The sequence below is a fragment of the Flavobacterium silvaticum genome, assembly GCF_012911565.1.
GTDB lineage: Bacteria > Bacteroidota > Bacteroidia > Flavobacteriales > Flavobacteriaceae > Flavobacterium > Flavobacterium silvaticum.
In genome coordinates, this window is the sequence record NZ_JAAMPU010000101.1 from 20,234 (window position 1) to 35,970 (window position 15,737).

Sequence of the window (15,737 nt, forward strand, 5' to 3'; positions counted from 1 at the left end):
ATTTCAATCTCTATTTTTGATGTTCGACCCGTTTTTATGAAGTTACTAATCGTTGAAGATGAACCGCAATTGCTCGCCATTATCCGCAAAGGATTCAGTGAGAAGAACCACGATGTAAGTGCTGCCCTCGATGCGACCACGGCACTTTCGTTACTCAGCCAGCACACCTTTGACGCGGTCATCCTTGACGTGATGCTTCCGGACGGAAACGGAATCGCCATATGTCGTGACCTGCGTAAAAACAAAAACTTTGTCCCTGTCATTTTATTAACTGCTCTCGGAAGTACGGAAAATGTCGTCAACGGCCTTGATTCAGGAGCCGATGATTATATGGTCAAACCGTTTCGTTTTTCGGAACTCGAAGCCCGCGTCAATGCATTGGTGCGCCGGTCATCCATTGAAAACCATCAGCCCGACACTATTGTAATCGATGATTTGTTTATTGACAACCGCACCAAAAAAGTCAAGCGGGGCGATGATTCCATTTCTTTGACCGCCAAAGAATTCCGCCTGTTGCATTTTCTGGCAAAACACCGGAACAATGTAGTCAGCCGTGAACAAATACTCGACAACGTGTGGGACATCAACTTTGACATGAATACCAATGTGGTCGATGTCTACATCAATTACCTGCGTAAAAAAATCGACAAGCCCTACAAAGAACCGCTCATCCATACCGTCAAAGGTTTGGGCTATACGCTGAAACCCTGATGAAGCTACGCAAGAAAATCGCTTTTACGTATGTAATCCTTTCGTTCTTCAGTACGTTGCTGCTTTGCGTTATCGTAGTGATTCTTTTCCGTCAGAACAACCAGTATTATTTTATCAAACGACTTAAGGACCGGGCGAAGATCGTGGCTTCCATCCACGACCAGAATGACCCGCAAAAGGCAGCTTATTACCGCAACCTAAAAACCAACGGCCTTGAAGAACTCATAGACGAAGATGATTTCGTGCTTCCGGTACATGAAAACGGAACGTTCCAATACGACCCGAAACTGCATCTGCCACCCGAATTCTATAAAGAAATACTTGCGACGGATTCAAGCTGGGTAGAAACCGAAACCAGCCGCTACTATTACGGTCAGCAATTCGAATCGGCACAATCGAAATACATAGTAGTCATTACCGCGCGTGACCGACGGGGTGACACGACAACGCAATATATCATCCGGATTTTTATCATTGGGTGTATCCTTTTCATTGGGCTTGCTTATTTCCTGGGCCGGTTTTTTGCCGGACGCGTGCTCAACCCGATGGCACGGATCACGAAAGAAGCCAATCGGATTACCGCTTCGAACCTGCACAAACGCCTTGAGGAAACCAGCGACGAAGACGAAGTGGCCGGCCTGACCCGGACGTTCAACGATATGCTCGACCGGTTGGAAACATCGTTCGAAATACAGGCTAATTTTATCAATAACGCCTCACATGAACTCAAGACGCCGATTACTACGATTATAGCAGAATCTGAAATCATGCTGCTCAAACCGCGTTCAATCGCCGAATACGAAGAATCGCTCCACAACATCCATTCACAGGCCGCACGTTTGGGCAACCTCACCGAAAGCCTTTTGAAACTGACACAGACCGGTTACGACGGCAACAAACAAGTTCTGGATGTGTCGCGGATGGACGAATTGCTGGAAACCGTAAAGGATCATCTGGACAAGATCTATCCCGAAAATAAAATTAGCCTGCGCCTTGACCATCTGCCGGAGAATGAAGAATTGCTTTTGTTACCGTGCAATCGTCCGCTGCTTGAACTGGCATTGGCCAACATCATTTCGAATGGGGTCAAATATTCCGACAATGAAGTGGTTTTCGTAGAATTGACTGCCGATGCTACAACCATCAAAATTCGTATAACCGACATCGGCATCGGAATCCCCGCCGAAGATTTGCCCCATTTATACGAACCGTTCTTCCGCGGAAAAAAAGCCGCAAAATATACAGGTTATGGCCTCGGATTGCCCCTTGCTTCAAAAATCATCCGTATGCATGGAGGCGAACTCCAGATCCAGTCCGAGCAGGAAAAAGGGACAATGGCCCAGATTGTCTTTACCAGGAAACAGATTAGAAATTCTAATGTGGTTTCTTAGGAAATTCTAATGGTGCTTTAAGTTTGCTCTAATTTGAGATAGGTTGTTTTGTGATGTACTAAAAAATGGACATCATGAAAAATATACTCATCCCGACCCATTTATCGCCAGATACAGAAATCGCAGTCCGCACCGCCATTTGCAGCGCCTCCGGAACCGGAACGGAAATCATGTTGTTGCTTACAGCCGATGCCCCAACCTCGGAATCTGCCTCCGCACTTTTAAGGAGCATGCGCCATGAATTGACAGCAAGCCAATTATCGGTTCTTGACGATTGCCGCGATGTGGCAAGGAAATCGGGCTTTTCACTAAAATTCCATACACAGTATTCGCTTTCGGGTCCGTTGCTGCGCAATTTACTCCAGGCTATGGAAACCGGCCTTGTCATCATTCCAGCCTCTTATGCGAATTCAACACAATCGACCCATACGAGTTGTGTCAAGTGGCTTTCATTAAGCAAACTTCCCATTTTACAACTTTCGGAAACGGCGACTCCGGAATTGCGAAAAGCGCTGTTGATCGAAAATGGCCTCGGACAATTACCCGTACACGAATTACAGCTTCAGATTAACCGAAAGCTTCCCATACAAATCGTCAGCCAGGCCAATATCAGTTCCGAAGAGCAAAGCCTGAGACAATTGCTGTCTGAAACCATCGACTTAAGAGATATTGATGTTCTGATACACACCCGACGCACGGAAAAAACAGGACGCCGGAAAAATGATGCTGCCTTTCCGGAATCATTCGGTCTCTCTGTTCTATCTGTCTATGAAAATGCCATATAACCCTAAATCCTGAATTTATGCTACTTAAAAAAAGAATCCCAATGCAATATGTACTTGGGAAAATACGCATCGAACTTGCACTCGTCGTTATCTATTCCACCGCTTTCTGGCTCATACATCACTTTTACGAAGCCGTTCCGTTGACCATTCCTATCGCGATTCCGGGAATCGTAGGAACCATCATATCACTATTGTTGGCCTTTAAATCGAACCAGGCCTATGATCGTTGGTGGGAAGCACGTATCGTATGGGGCGGAATCGTAAACGACTCCCGATCGCTGATACGACAGGTCATCGCGTTTTATAAAGAAGACGATTTTTCTGATGAAGCCATCCGTTTCAAGGAAAAATTCGCCAAAAGACAAGCCGCATGGTGCTACAGCCTTGCCAATACACTCAGAGGAAAAGAAAGCCTGAAGCCAATACGGAATTTGCTCGACGATGAAGAAATGCAGTTCGTCAAACGTCACCGGCACATTCCAAACGCACTGCTGCTATTGCACGGACGCGAATTGGCCAGGGCTACGAATAGGGGAAAACTCAATACGTTCCAACAGGTAGAAGTCGATAACACCCTGACGCGCCTTTGTGATTCGATGGGGAAATGTGAGCGTATCAAGAACACGATTTTCCCGACTACGTACAGCATGTACATCCGTTTCACATTGTGTCTTTTTATTATGTTGTTGCCTTTTGGAATGATACAGGATTTAGGATGGCTCGTGATTCCGGTGACCTCTACCATTGGTGCGGCGTTCTTCCTCATCGAGAAGATGGCGATCCATTTGCAGGATCCGTTCGAAAGCCGTCCGACAGATACGCCAATGACGGTGATTTCCCACAACATAGAAAAGAACCTGCTCGAAATGGTCAATGAATTCCGCGAGGAATACGAGCGCGAACTTCCCAAGCCGGTTCCAAGTCCCCTGGCCGCTGCGAATGTCAAGAATGTTTATTTTGTTCTATAAAACCGTTGGTTGGTTAAAGAACCCGGCATTGTCCGGGTTCTTTGTTTTTATAAGGTGGTTTGCCAAAAAAAGGTATTTTTGTGACTCAAAATCTCAGAACACACTTTATGAAAGCATATGTTTTTCCCGGACAGGGAGCGCAATTCACCGGAATGGGAAAAGAGTTGTACGAACAGTCCGACTTAGCCAGGGAACTTTTTGAACGCGCGAACGAAATCCTGGGTTTCCGTATCACAGATATTATGTTCGAAGGCACAGCCGATGAACTCAAGCAAACCAAAGTGACACAACCGGCCGTTTTCCTGCATTCGGTTATCCTGGCCAAAACCATGAACGAAAGTTTCAAACCGGAAATGGTCGCCGGACATTCGCTGGGCGAATTCTCCGCACTTGTAGCCAATGGGACGCTTTCTTTTGAAGACGGGCTCAAATTGGTTTCCCAACGTGCCATCGCCATGCAGAAAGCGTGCGAGATCACACCCTCTACCATGGCTGCCGTTTTAGGACTGACCGATGAAAAAGTAGAGGAAGTATGTGCCTCGATAGATGGCGTAGTCGTTCCGGCAAACTATAACTGTCCCGGACAGCTTGTGATTTCAGGTGAAACCGGAGCCGTCGAAAGAGCCTGTGAAGCCATGAAAGCCGCCGGTGCAAAACGCGCGCTGATACTTCCCGTGGGCGGTGCTTTCCACTCTCCTATGATGGAACCTGCACGCGAAGAACTCGCCGCTGCGATAGAAGCTACCCATTTTTCAACCCCTGTTTGCCCGGTCTATCAAAACGTGACGGCAAATGCGGTGAGCGACCCGTCTGAAATAAAGAAAAACCTCATTGTGCAATTGACGGCTCCTGTAAAATGGACACAGTCGGTTCAGCAAATGGTGAAGGACGGAGCCACTTTGTTCACCGAAATCGGCCCCGGAAATGTATTGCAGGGATTGATCAAGAAAATAGATCCGACTGCGGAAGTGGCCGGAGCGAATTGACAGCCGCTTGATAAAACAAAAAGGAGATCGTTAATTGGTCTCCTTTTTTTGTTTCTACTATCAGTTTTTGTAAGGAAAGAGCTTCAACAAACCCTGATACAATGCATTGTGAAGGATAGTCGCGTGGTTGTCTTTTTCCATCAGCATATAATCTGACGTAATGGTTGCATGTTTCCCAAGAACCTTTGAAAGTTCCGATGCTTCGCGCTGCATGACCCTGTCTTCGTCTTTGCCGACAGCGACATACACGTACTTTTTATCTTTTGGATTAACCGATAACAATCCGTCCATTTTAGACATTAGGCTTTCATTATCCCACCAAAGGCTTGGGCTGACGATGAGATAGTGTGAAAACAATTCCGGCTTTTTGAGCAGGATTTCCGTAGCGAGTAAACCACCCAAAGATTGGCCGATGATGTATTTTGTACCGTCGGTTTTATATGTCGATGCTATGAAAGGTTGCAGCTCCTTTTCGATGAAATCGATGAAGGCTTCCGAATGACCTGTCGTGGGATAACTTTTCTTAAGGTCGGCCAAATCTGTATGGAATGTAAAATCGCGTTTACGGTCGACATTGGCAATCCCAACTACAATGAAATCCGGCATTTGGAATGTCATGTTGAAAAACTGCACGAGCCCGACCACATGAAGGAAGTCTTCATTGCGGCTCCCGTCAAGCAAATAAATCACGGGATACGCTTTGTCTTTATCGTAGTCTTGAGGCAGATAAATATTGAGGACGCGGTCTTCCTTAAGTATTTCAGACTTTAGCGTCCGTATTTCACCAATAGTCAACGGCTGGCTTTGCGACTGCACAGAAACAGTGGTCAGGCAAAAAACAAACGCCGTTAACAGGGAAAAACGGAGCCAAGTCATGACCGCACTTTTTGCTCCCACTTCCACGCACTTCTAAGTCCGTCTTCCAACGTCAATTTGGTTTTCCAGCCCAAGATTTCATTGGCTTTATCAGTTGATGCATAAGCCGAAATCACATCGCCTTCACGACGATCGACTATTTTATAAGGCAGTTTTTGGCCGCTGACTTTTTCAAAGGCATTGATGACTTCCAATACCGAGCTTCCGGTTCCCGTACCAAGGTTGAAGGTTTCTACCTTTTGAATGTTTTTCTTTTCAACGAGACGCTTCAATGCCGTAACATGTGCATTGGCCAGATCGACGACGTGTATGTAATCGCGTATGCACGTCCCGTCCGGTGTTGGATAATCGTTTCCGTAAACAGAAAGTTCCTTGCGCAATCCCATTGCCGTTTGCGTGATGTACGGGACGAGGTTTTGGGGCACGCCGATAGGCAATTCACCTATTTGCGCCGAATCATGCGCTCCGATTGGGTTGAAGTAACGCAACAAAATAGCATCGATGCCTGTTACTTTGGCGACATCCTGTATAATTTCCTCTCCAATCTGTTTGGTGTTTCCGTAAGGCGACATCGCAGGTTGAACGGATGCATCTTCTGTAATCGGCATTTTTTCGGCCTGTCCGTAGACCGTGCAGGACGAACTGAAAATAAAATGTGCCTCCGGTTTTTGGGATAGTTCCTGAAGCAGATAGACTAGTGCATTGATATTGTTCTCATAATACAACAGCGGATTCTCGACACTTTCACCTACCGCTTTTGAAGCTGCAAAATGGATGACGCCCAAAACATCATTGTATCTCCTGAAGAAATCCGATACTGATGCTTTGTCCCGCAGGTCAATCTTTTCAAAAGCCGGTTTTTTACCTGAAATAGCCGCAATGCCATCAAGTACCGATTCGCTGGCGTTTGACAGATTGTCGATCACGACTACGTTAAAACCCTCTTTCTGAAGTTCAACTACGGTGTGAGACCCGATGAAGCCTAAGCCTCCTGTAACAAGTATTTTCATAAAGCATGCTGGTCTGAAAGCCCTAGCCCTGATGTGAGTGAAAATCCTTTGTGAAGCCTTGTTGGCGAACAAAGATTATCTCACAGGACTCGATTTTCTTTTTGTGTTCGATCCGTTCGCTGCGCTCGGGTGGAGCGGGCAGCAGGTTCCCGGCTCCTGAAATTATTTTAAAAAATCCAATATCGTATTCGTAATAAACCCAATCTGTTCGTCGTCAAGTTCGGTGTGCATTGGCAGCGACAGCACTTCTTTGCACAGTTGATTCGTCACCGGAAAATCACTTTCGTCGTAGCGTGAATCGGCATACGCTTTTTGGGCGTGAAGCGGAATAGGGTAGTAAATGGCACACGGAATGCCGTTGTCGAGCAGGTGCTGCATCAGCGCATCGCGGTCGGCATCGATGATACGCAGCGTGTATTGGTGGAACACGTGGCTGTCTTTGGCACCTTCAATAACTGGTGTAATTATGTTTTTGTGGTTGGCAAGAGCCGATGAATATTTGGAAGCCGCCAACTGACGCGCGTCGTTATATTGGTCAAGCAACGGTAATTTTGCATTTAAAACGGCAGCCTGAACACTGTCCAGACGTGAATTCACCCCGACCACATCATGGTGGTAACGCACGTACATGCCGTGGTTCACGATACCGCGAAGGGTGTGGGCAAGTGCGTCGTCATTGGTGAAAATCGCACCGCCATCACCGTAGCAACCAAGGTTTTTGGAGGGAAAGAACGAAGTCGAAGCGACATGGCCTATTGTTCCGACTTTTTTGCTGGAACCATCTTTGGATTTATAATTCGCGCCGATAGCCTGGGCGTTGTCCTCTATGACATATAAATTATGCTCGGCCGCGAGTTCCATGATGGCATCCATATTGGCCGCCTGCCCGAACAGATGCACCGGAACGATAGCCTTTGTCTTTGGCGTGATGGCTTTTTTGATAGCATCGATGGAAATATTGAACGTGTCAGCCTCGACGTCTACGAGAACCGGAGTCAGTTGCAAAAGCGCGATGACTTCTACCGTTGCGGCAAACGTGAAATCGGCGGTGATGACCTCGTCTCCGGGTTGAAGGCCGAGACCCATCATGGCGATTTGCAAGGCATCGGTTCCATTGGCACACGGAATTACGTGTTTGGCTCCGAGGTATTCCTCCAACGATTTTTGAAAACTGTGTACCTGTGGCCCGTTGATATAAGCCGTATTGTCAAGAACTTCCTGTATTCCGGAATTGACTGTTTCTTTGATGCGGTCGTACTGGGATTTCAGGTCGACCATCTGGATTTTTTTCATGCAGGATTGTAATTGCCACCAAAGGTAGGAAAATGAGGTTTTTGAATTAATAAATACTGATTATTAATAATGAACACCCGACGCTTTTTTGCCGAATTGTATGGAGCAAAGCGGAGTGGCAACTATATCATTTTGCCGGATTCTGCCGCTTTTTGCCAGTTTTGACCGAATCCGGCGGTTTTTGCAGGTTCCTGCAGGTTTCGTTTTACTCTCGTTTTACTCTTGCTTTACTCTCGCTTTGGTGCATTTTCAAAAATACGGGCCAGCCAGCCGTACCTATATGCCAAAAATGGGGCAAAAGTAAAACGAGACTAAACCATGATTCGAAGCAGCCCCGTTCCAATGCTGTATATAAACCCGTATATTTGGCCACAATGTTTTTCCTGTACGATATACTCATTTCAATTGCGTGGTTTTTTCTGCGTATCGTGGCCGGGTCCAGTGCCAAAATGAAACTTTTTGTTTCCGGACGAAAATCTGTTTTTACCAATCTTTCGGAAAAAATTTCAAGCTCAGATAAAACCATCTGGTTCCACGCCGCTTCACTGGGCGAATATGAACAAGGACTTCCGGTCATGGAGCAGATGCGTCTCAAATTCCCATCGCATAAAATGGTGTTGACGTTCTTTTCCCCATCCGGATACGAAGTCCGTAAAAACAACACAGTGGCAAATGTGACGGTTTACCTGCCGATGGATACGGTGTCAAATGCCAAAAAATTCCTCGACATCGTACATCCGGAAATCGTGTTTATGATCAAATACGAATACTGGCCCAATTATCTCAATGAACTAAAAAAACGAAATATCCGGACGTTCCTGGTTTCAGGAATTTTTCGCGAGAACCAGGTTTTCTTTAAATGGTACGGAAACTTCTACAGAAAAGCGCTTGATGCCTTTGAGCATTTCTTTGTGCAGAATGCGACTTCAAAGGAATTGTTGGCCAAGCTGGAAAAATTCAATGCCACGGTTTCGGGCGATACAAGGTTCGATCGGGTGGCAGCTATCCTTGAAAAAGACAACTCACTTGAGGTTATCGAAAAATTCTGCCACGGCAAACTGACTGTCGTGATTGGAAGTTCGTGGCCGGAAGATGAATTGTTGCTGTCTGCGTACATTAACCAAGGCCGGAATGACATCAAATATATTTTCGCGCCTCATAACATAAAAGAACCGCAGATTGCCAAACTTAAGGACGGTCTTTTGAAGAATGTGCTGTTGTTTTCTGATCGTGAAGGAAAAAACCTTTCGGAATATGATGTACTGATCGTGGACAATGTAGGCATGCTGACCAAAATCTACAGTTATGCCGATATCGCTTACGTGGGCGGCGGTTTCGGCAATCCGGGCGTCCACAACATCCTGGAACCGGCGACTTTTGGCGTTCCGGTTGTCATCGGGCCGAATTACTCGCATTTTGCAGAGGCGACTGCTTTGGTCAATATGGGCGGATGTGTTTCAATCAAAACTGGCTCCGAACTTACCGAAACCCTGGATGCGTTGCTTTCGAATTCAGATGAACGACTTGAAAAAGGCCACATTTGCAGCACGTTTGTCCAGATGAATAAAGGCGCCGTGGATAAAATCGTCACTTATTTTGAAGATGGACGTAACGATTAAACCGGCATTGCAGACAAACGTTCCAGAAATCACGCAGCTGATGCAGGATTTTTATGCCATAGACGGCTATCCGATGGATCAAACGAAATCCGGCGCATTGTTGTCCGAATTCATCAAGGACGAAAAACACGGAGGCGTCTGGCTGGTTACAAAAGAGGAAACGACATGCGGGTACATCATCCTGACACTGATATTCAGTTTCGAGTACGGCGGCTGGATCGGTTTTTTGGATGAGCTGTATATTAAGGACGAATTCCGCGGGCAAGGCATCGGGAAAGTCGCGGTGGATTTCATCATCTCGGAAGCAAAAAGGCGTCAACTCAAATTGCTATATCTTGAAGTCGAACCGCATAATGAATCGGCACAAAAATTATATCTCGACAAAGGTTTCAAACAACACAAGCGAAAGTTGCTCGCCTGGAAACCGGGATAATTAACAATTAACGATTACTAATTAATAATTTGATGCGAATACTTAAGTTACTCCTCTTGCTTGTTTCTGGAACTTGTTTTTCACAACAAGGTGGCATGTGGATTCCGTCTTTGCTTGACGGGATGAATGCAAAGGAAATGAAAAGCCTCGGCATGAAAATGTCGGTCAGCGATATTTACGATGTGAACAAATCGAGCCTTAAAGATGCGGTGCCACAGTTCAACGGCGGATGCACGTCTGAAGTGATCTCGCCAAAAGGACTCGTATTGACGAATCATCACTGCGGTTTCGATGCGATACAAAATCATTCCAGCGTGGAGCACGATTATCTTCAGGATGGTTTCTGGGCGTATAAGATGGAAGATGAGTTGCCGAATCCGGATATGGTCGTGACTTTTATTGTACGCATTGAAGACGTGACGGCAAAGGTTCTCGAAGGCACACCATCATTGGCCGAAGCCGACAGGCAAAAAAAAATACAGGAAAATATTACGGCGCTTTCGGCCTCATTGCCAAAAGAAAGCTGGCAGGAAAACAAGATCCGGACGTTTTACGAAGGTAACCAATATATGCTTTTTGTGACCGAAACATTCAAGGACATCCGTTTGGTAGGTGCACCGCCATCTTCAATCGGAAAGTTTGGTTCCGATACGGATAACTGGGTCTGGCCCCGGCATACGGGCGATTTTTCACTGTTCCGGATTTACGCCGACAAAAACAACAAACCGGCTGCCTATTCAAAAGACAACGTGCCTTATGTGCCGAAACATTTTCTCCCGATTTCACTTGACGGGATTTCAGAAGACGACTTTACGCTGGTTTTCGGTTATCCGGGAAGAACGACCGAATACCTGCCATCGTTTGCAGTGGCGCAAATCGTCAACGAACTGAATCCGGCAAAAATAGAAATACGCGAAGCCGCTTTGAAAGTGGAAGACGGCTTCATGCGTAAGGATCAGGCAATCAAAATACAGTATGCCTCAAAATATGCAAGCATTGCCAACTACTGGAAAAAGTGGATTGGGGAAACGCAAGGTTTGAAAAAAACGAATGCCATCGGCCTGAAACAGCAGGAAGAAAAGGAGTTTGCACAGAAAGTCAATAAAGCCGGGAAACAGGCTGAATATGGAAATGTATTGTCGCAGTTCGAAATCAAATACAATGAGATTGCCCCGTATGCCTTATCGCGTGATATTTTTATGGAAGTAGCGCTCCGGAACCAGGAATTGCTTACTGTTGGATTTAAAATGTATCAGCTTGAGCAGATTTTACAGGCCAAAGGGGAACAGGCGTTCAACGCGCGTAAGCAGAATTTATCTGACGGACTCGGTGACTTTTACAAGGACTACAACAAACAGGTCGATGAGAAAGTCTTCGAACAATTGATCGGCATATACTCCAAAAAGACGCCTCAGCAGTTCGTGCCTGAGTCTTTGAAGAATATCGATGCGACGAATCTTACCCAAAAAGTGTATTCCGGAACAAAGCTTACGAGTTGGAATGGCGTTAAAGAGCTGTTGGACGGCGACAGTAAAACCGTTTTGGCGAAACTCAACGCCGATCCGGGTTATCAGGTGATAAAAGCTATGGCCGATACCTATTATGATAAGATTTCATCCAAATATGAAGAAATCAACCTTTCCATTTCTGGTCTGCAACGCGATTACATGAAGGCCCAACTGGAATTGAATAAAGACGGACGGATTTTCCCCGACGCGAATTCAACCTTACGCGTAACGTACGGCAAAGTAAAAGGCTATCAGCCAAAAGATGCCGTTTACTATGAGCCCGTGACGTATCTGGATGGGGTGATGGAGAAATATATTCCCGGAGATTATGAGTTCGATGTGCCGCAAAAGCTGATCGACCTGTATAACAAAAAAGAGTACGGGCCTTATGGCGTTAAAGGAAAAATGCCGGTTTGTTTTATCGGGACCAACCATACGACAGGTGGGAATTCAGGAAGCCCGGCTATTGATGCAAAGGGAAATCTTATCGGGTTGAATTTTGACCGTGTCTGGGAAGGAACAATGAGCGATATTCACTACGACCCTTCGATTTGCCGCAATATTATGATGGATGCGAGATATTTGTTGTTCATCATAGACAAATTTGCCAATGCCCAAAACCTTATGAATGAGCTTAAACTGGTTCATCCGAAAAAAAACAAATAATTTTTCATATTCTGCATTTTCTGGCACAGTACTTGTAAAATGCGCGACGGCAAAACGAATAAGTTCAACGCCGGAAAATTTTTGAAAAAAAAATTACCGAATTAAAAAATTTATATCTTTGCCACGAATTAATAATTAACCTTTTATAATTAAGTAAGATGAAAAAAGTATTTTTAAGCCTAGCTATGGTTGCTGCTTTGACAGTTGTTTCATGCAAGCAAAACGAAGAGAAACCAGAAGAAACTACAACTGAAGCTACAACTGAAGTTGTAACTGAGCCTGCTGTTGACACAACTGCTGCTGCTCCTGCTGCTGACACTACAGCTGCTGCTGCACCTGCTGCTACAACTACTACTACAACTGAAACTACAACTGAGAAGAAATAATTCTCTCTGTTTTCAGAAAAGAAATAAGCTCCGCATTGCGGGGCTTTTTTTTGCGCTGAACCGAACCGAAAAGACATAAAAAAACCCGTAAGGAAATTTCCTTACGGGTTTACTTCGTACTCGGAGCGGGACTTGAACCCGCACAGGCATTACTGCCCACTGGATTTTAAGTCCAGCGTGTCTACCGATTTCACCATCCGAGCGGTAGTCGCACCTTAGAGCGAAAAACGGGATTCGAACCCGCGACCTCGACCTTGGCAAGGTCGCGCTCTACCAACTGAGCTATTTTCGCAATTCACTTTTTAAAAGAACGCCTACATTTCTGTAACGCGAGGGCAAATTTAATATTTAAATCCAATAATGCAAACGCAATCCGGCAAAAATTTCATTACAAAAATTTAATGCGTTGAACCTTTGTTGTTTTAAGGGTTTATTTTTTCCGGGTAAGCATTTTCTGGAGTTCGTTGAGTTTCATCAGCGCTTCTATCGGAGTCAATTTGTCCATATCGATACTGCTGATATCTTCACGGATTTCTTCGAGTAACGGGTCATCGAGGTTGAAAAAGCTCAATTGCAGTTCTTCGGCCACCAAATTTCCCTGTAATGCATCGGCAGAATGATCACGCTCCAGTCTTTTGAGCATCTTTTGCGCCTTGGCAACCACGGTTTGCGGCATTCCGGCCATTTTCGCTACGTGTATCCCAAAGCTGTGTTCGCTTCCGCCTTCAACCAGCTTCCGCAAAAACAACACCGTGTCTTTCATTTCTTTTACTGACACGTTGTAATTACGGATCCTGGGTAAAATATCGGTCATCTCATTAAGCTCGTGATAGTGTGTCGCGAATAACGTTTTGGGCTTTCCGGGATGTTCGTGCAAAAATTCTGCGATGGCCCAGGCGATTGAAATCCCGTCGTACGTACTTGTGCCGCGCCCGATTTCATCTAGCAGAACCAGACTTCTATGGCTAAGATTATTAAGGATGGATGAGGTTTCGTTCATTTCGACCATGAACGTGGATTCACCCATCGAGATATTGTCCGATGAACCGACGCGCGTAAAAATGGCATCTACGATTCCAATTGACGCTTCTTTTGCCGGAACGAAACTTCCCGTTTGCGCCAATAATGTAATCAGTGCCGTCTGTCTTAAAATAGCCGATTTACCGGACATATTCGGCCCGGTAATCATGATTATCTGTTGACTTTGGGTATCCAGATATACATCGTTCGCCACATAAGGCGTCCCGACGGGCAATTGTTTTTCGATTACCGGATGTCGCCCGGATTTGATATCGATCACAAATGAATCAGTAACTTGTGGCCTTACATATTTATTGTCGAGGGCAAGCTGGGCAAATCCACACAGGCAATCGAGTTGGGCAATCAGGTTGGCATTATGCTGTACCTTTTGTATATATCCGGCTGTCCATGAAACCAGTTCTTCGAATAATTGCTGTTCGAGTTGCTGGATTTTTTCTTCGGCTCCGAGGATTTTCTGTTCGTATTCCTTTAGCTCTTCTGTAATATATCGTTCTGCATTGACAAGGGTTTGCTTGCGGATCCATTCCGCGGGAACCTTATCCTTATGCGCATTGCGGACTTCGATAAAATATCCAAATACGTTATTGAACGATATTTTAAGCGATGAGATTCCGGTACGTGCGCTTTCTTCTTTTTCAATCCGGTCGAGAAACCCTTTACCCGATGCCGAAATATCGCGCAATTCATCCAATGTGGCATGAACGCCTTTGGCAATAGCGTTTCCTTTTGAGATAGCGACAGGTGCTTCTTCATTTAAGGTAGCCGATATTTTTTCACGCAACAAGTCACATGGATCGAGTTTCGCACCCATTTCCTGAAGAGCTTTATCACCGGATTTTGAAGCAGATTGCTGTAAAGGCACAATGGCTTCGAGTGAATTCCGCAATGTGATCATTTCACGGGGCGATACTTTTCCGGTAGCGATCTTGGCTACCAACCGTTCCAGGTCGCCAATGGCCGAAAGCCCGGAACGGAAACCCGAAAGCAACGATTTATCAGATGTAAATACAGAAACGATATCGTGTCGTTCCCGGATTGAATCGATGTCCTTCAACGGAAGTGCAATCCATCGCCTGAGCAAACGCGCGCCCATGGGAGACAGCGTTTTATCAACTACATCGAGTAACGTCACCGCATTTTGGTTCAAACTGAAGTACAGTTCGAGATTGCGTACCGTGAATCGGTCCATCCACACATATCTATCTTCGGCAATTCGTTGCAACGCGGAAATATGCTGCATCCGGTCGTGACGTGTCTCGGACAGATAATACAATATGGCGCCTGCAGCGATGATTCCGTCGGCCAAATCATCGACACCAAAACCTTTGAGTGAATTGGTCTTGAAATGATTCGTCAGGACCTCATTGGCATAATCTGGTTTGAAGATCCAATCTTCGAGAAAAAAAGTATGGTATCTGGTTCCGAAGTGCTGTTGGAAATCTGACTTACACCCTTTATTTACGAGAACTTCACTCGGTGAAAAATTCTGCAATAATTTGTCGATGTATTCGGCACTTCCCTGAGCCGAAAGAAATTCACCGGTTGAAACGTCGAGAAATGATATTCCGATTAGTTTTTTACCGATATGGACTGCCGCGAGGAAATTGTTCGATCGCGCCTGCAATACTTCGTCATTGAACGAAACGCCCGGAGTCACGAGCTCTGTCACGCCGCGTTTGACAATGGTCTTGGTCATCTTCGGGTCTTCGAGCTGATCGCATATGGCAACACGCAACCCCGCTTTAACTAATTTAGGCAGATACGTATTCAGGGAATGATGCGGAAATCCGGCAAGGGCCGTTTCTGTTTCGGAACCCGCACCGCGCTTGGTCAGGACAATTCCTAAAATGCCTGAAGCACGTATGGCATCTTCTCCGAAAGTCTCATAAAAATCCCCGACCCGAAACAACAGACAGGCATCGGGATATTTGTTTTTTATCTCGTTGTACTGCTTCATCAAAGGTGTTTCTTTCACCTCTTTTTGCGATGCTTTCAAATTTTCGGGGGTAAAATATTAGTGAAGGGCGAATTTACTGAATTTGCCCTAAAAAGTCCGGGGCAAAA

General features: G+C 45.6%; 14 protein-coding genes and 2 tRNA genes. 10 read left to right on the plus strand and 6 right to left on the minus strand.

Annotation, left to right across the window (positions count from 1 at the left end; all coding sequences use genetic code 11):
• Positions 1-36: 36 nt before the first annotated feature.
• From G6047_RS05385 to fabD, 5 genes are all read left to right on the plus strand, one after another.
• The gene (locus tag G6047_RS05385; RefSeq protein WP_169526466.1) at positions 37-711 is read left to right on the plus strand and encodes a response regulator transcription factor; all 675 of its coding nucleotides are present in this window, start codon (positions 37-39) and stop codon (positions 709-711) included.
• A complete protein-coding gene (locus G6047_RS05390; RefSeq protein ID WP_169526467.1) occupies positions 711-2,102 on the plus strand; it encodes a HAMP domain-containing sensor histidine kinase in 1,392 nt (463 codons plus the stop codon). The genes G6047_RS05385 and G6047_RS05390 overlap by 1 nt, the downstream gene beginning before the upstream one ends.
• A gap of 74 nt (positions 2,103-2,176) precedes the next feature.
• Positions 2,177-2,887 (plus strand): hypothetical protein, encoded by a 711-nt coding sequence (locus G6047_RS05395; protein WP_169526468.1) that lies wholly within the window; start codon positions 2,177-2,179, stop codon positions 2,885-2,887.
• 17 nt (positions 2,888-2,904) lie between these two features.
• Positions 2,905-3,855, plus strand: coding sequence for a bestrophin family protein (locus G6047_RS05400; RefSeq protein WP_169526469.1), 951 nt, complete (start codon positions 2,905-2,907; stop codon positions 3,853-3,855).
• Positions 3,856-3,962: 107 nt separating this feature from the next.
• On the plus strand, positions 3,963-4,841 hold the full coding sequence (gene fabD, locus G6047_RS05405; protein ID WP_169526470.1) for an ACP S-malonyltransferase: 879 nt from the start codon (positions 3,963-3,965) through the stop codon (positions 4,839-4,841).
• A gap of 60 nt (positions 4,842-4,901) precedes the next feature.
• Here fabD and G6047_RS05410 read toward each other — a convergent pair whose 3' ends face one another.
• Positions 4,902-5,717: an alpha/beta hydrolase gene (locus G6047_RS05410; RefSeq protein ID WP_169526471.1), complete on the minus strand. Its 816-nt coding sequence runs from the start codon at positions 5,715-5,717 to the stop codon at positions 4,902-4,904.
• Complete coding sequence (gene galE / locus G6047_RS05415) at positions 5,714-6,727, minus strand: UDP-glucose 4-epimerase GalE (RefSeq protein WP_169526472.1); 1,014 nt, start codon at positions 6,725-6,727, stop codon at positions 5,714-5,716. Before galE ends, G6047_RS05410 begins: the two co-directional genes overlap by 4 nt.
• 37 nt (positions 6,728-6,764) lie before the next feature.
• On the opposite strand from galE, the gene G6047_RS16840 reads away from it, so the two are divergent.
• The gene (locus G6047_RS16840) at positions 6,765-6,887 is read left to right on the plus strand and encodes a hypothetical protein (RefSeq protein WP_262887848.1); all 123 of its coding nucleotides are present in this window, start codon (positions 6,765-6,767) and stop codon (positions 6,885-6,887) included.
• A gap of 2 nt (positions 6,888-6,889) precedes the next feature.
• Here G6047_RS16840 and G6047_RS05420 read toward each other — a convergent pair whose 3' ends face one another.
• Positions 6,890-8,020 carry a DegT/DnrJ/EryC1/StrS family aminotransferase gene (locus G6047_RS05420; protein ID WP_169526473.1) on the minus strand — a complete coding sequence of 377 codons (1,131 nt, stop codon included), beginning with the start codon at positions 8,018-8,020 and terminating at the stop codon, positions 6,890-6,892.
• A 374-nt stretch (positions 8,021-8,394) separates the two neighbouring features.
• Here G6047_RS05420 and G6047_RS05425 point away from each other — a divergent pair, with 374 nt between their 5' ends.
• From G6047_RS05425 to G6047_RS05440, 4 genes are all read left to right on the plus strand, one after another.
• Positions 8,395-9,639: a 3-deoxy-D-manno-octulosonic acid transferase gene (locus G6047_RS05425; protein ID WP_169526602.1), complete on the plus strand. Its 1,245-nt coding sequence runs from the start codon at positions 8,395-8,397 to the stop codon at positions 9,637-9,639.
• Positions 9,623-10,072 carry a GNAT family N-acetyltransferase gene (locus tag G6047_RS05430; protein ID WP_169526474.1) on the plus strand — a complete coding sequence of 150 codons (450 nt, stop codon included), beginning with the start codon at positions 9,623-9,625 and terminating at the stop codon, positions 10,070-10,072. Before G6047_RS05425 ends, G6047_RS05430 begins: the two co-directional genes overlap by 17 nt.
• A gap of 32 nt (positions 10,073-10,104) precedes the next feature.
• Positions 10,105-12,246 (plus strand): S46 family peptidase, encoded by a 2,142-nt coding sequence (locus G6047_RS05435; protein ID WP_169526475.1) that lies wholly within the window; start codon positions 10,105-10,107, stop codon positions 12,244-12,246.
• A gap of 158 nt (positions 12,247-12,404) precedes the next feature.
• Complete coding sequence (locus G6047_RS05440; RefSeq protein WP_169526476.1) at positions 12,405-12,632, plus strand: hypothetical protein; 228 nt, start codon at positions 12,405-12,407, stop codon at positions 12,630-12,632.
• Positions 12,633-12,749: 117 nt separating this feature from the next.
• Here G6047_RS05440 and G6047_RS05445 read toward each other — a convergent pair.
• The 3 genes from G6047_RS05445 to mutS form a co-directional block, all read right to left on the minus strand.
• Positions 12,750-12,835: transfer RNA gene (locus tag G6047_RS05445), tRNA-Leu, on the minus strand.
• A gap of 16 nt (positions 12,836-12,851) precedes the next feature.
• A tRNA-Gly gene (locus G6047_RS05450) sits at positions 12,852-12,924 on the minus strand.
• Positions 12,925-13,062: 138 nt separating this feature from the next.
• Positions 13,063-15,669, minus strand: a complete 2,607-nt coding sequence (gene mutS / locus G6047_RS05455; protein ID WP_394352498.1) for a DNA mismatch repair protein MutS — start codon at positions 15,667-15,669, stop codon at positions 13,063-13,065.
• Between the last annotated feature and the right edge of the window lie 68 nt (positions 15,670-15,737).

Bases quoted from the DNA above. Each gene is read 5' to 3' on its own strand.
- G6047_RS05385 (WP_169526466.1), top strand. From the start codon at position 37: ATGAAGTTACTAATCGTTGAAGATGAACCGCAATTGCTCGCCATTATC.
- G6047_RS05390 (WP_169526467.1), top strand. From the start codon at position 711: ATGAAGCTACGCAAGAAAATCGCTTTTACGTATGTAATCCTTTCGTTC.
- G6047_RS05395 (WP_169526468.1), top strand. From the start codon at position 2,177: ATGAAAAATATACTCATCCCGACCCATTTATCGCCAGATACAGAAATC.
- G6047_RS05400 (WP_169526469.1), top strand. From the start codon at position 2,905: ATGCTACTTAAAAAAAGAATCCCAATGCAATATGTACTTGGGAAAATA.
- fabD (WP_169526470.1), top strand. From the start codon at position 3,963: ATGAAAGCATATGTTTTTCCCGGACAGGGAGCGCAATTCACCGGAATG.
- G6047_RS05410 (WP_169526471.1), bottom strand. From the start codon at position 5,717: ATGACTTGGCTCCGTTTTTCCCTGTTAACGGCGTTTGTTTTTTGCCTG.
- galE (WP_169526472.1), bottom strand. From the start codon at position 6,727: ATGAAAATACTTGTTACAGGAGGCTTAGGCTTCATCGGGTCTCACACC.
- G6047_RS05420 (WP_169526473.1), bottom strand. From the start codon at position 8,020: ATGAAAAAAATCCAGATGGTCGACCTGAAATCCCAGTACGACCGCATC.
- G6047_RS05425 (WP_169526602.1), top strand. From the start codon at position 8,395: ATGTTTTTCCTGTACGATATACTCATTTCAATTGCGTGGTTTTTTCTG.
- G6047_RS05430 (WP_169526474.1), top strand. From the start codon at position 9,623: ATGGACGTAACGATTAAACCGGCATTGCAGACAAACGTTCCAGAAATC.
- G6047_RS05435 (WP_169526475.1), top strand. From the start codon at position 10,105: ATGCGAATACTTAAGTTACTCCTCTTGCTTGTTTCTGGAACTTGTTTT.
- G6047_RS05440 (WP_169526476.1), top strand. From the start codon at position 12,405: ATGAAAAAAGTATTTTTAAGCCTAGCTATGGTTGCTGCTTTGACAGTT.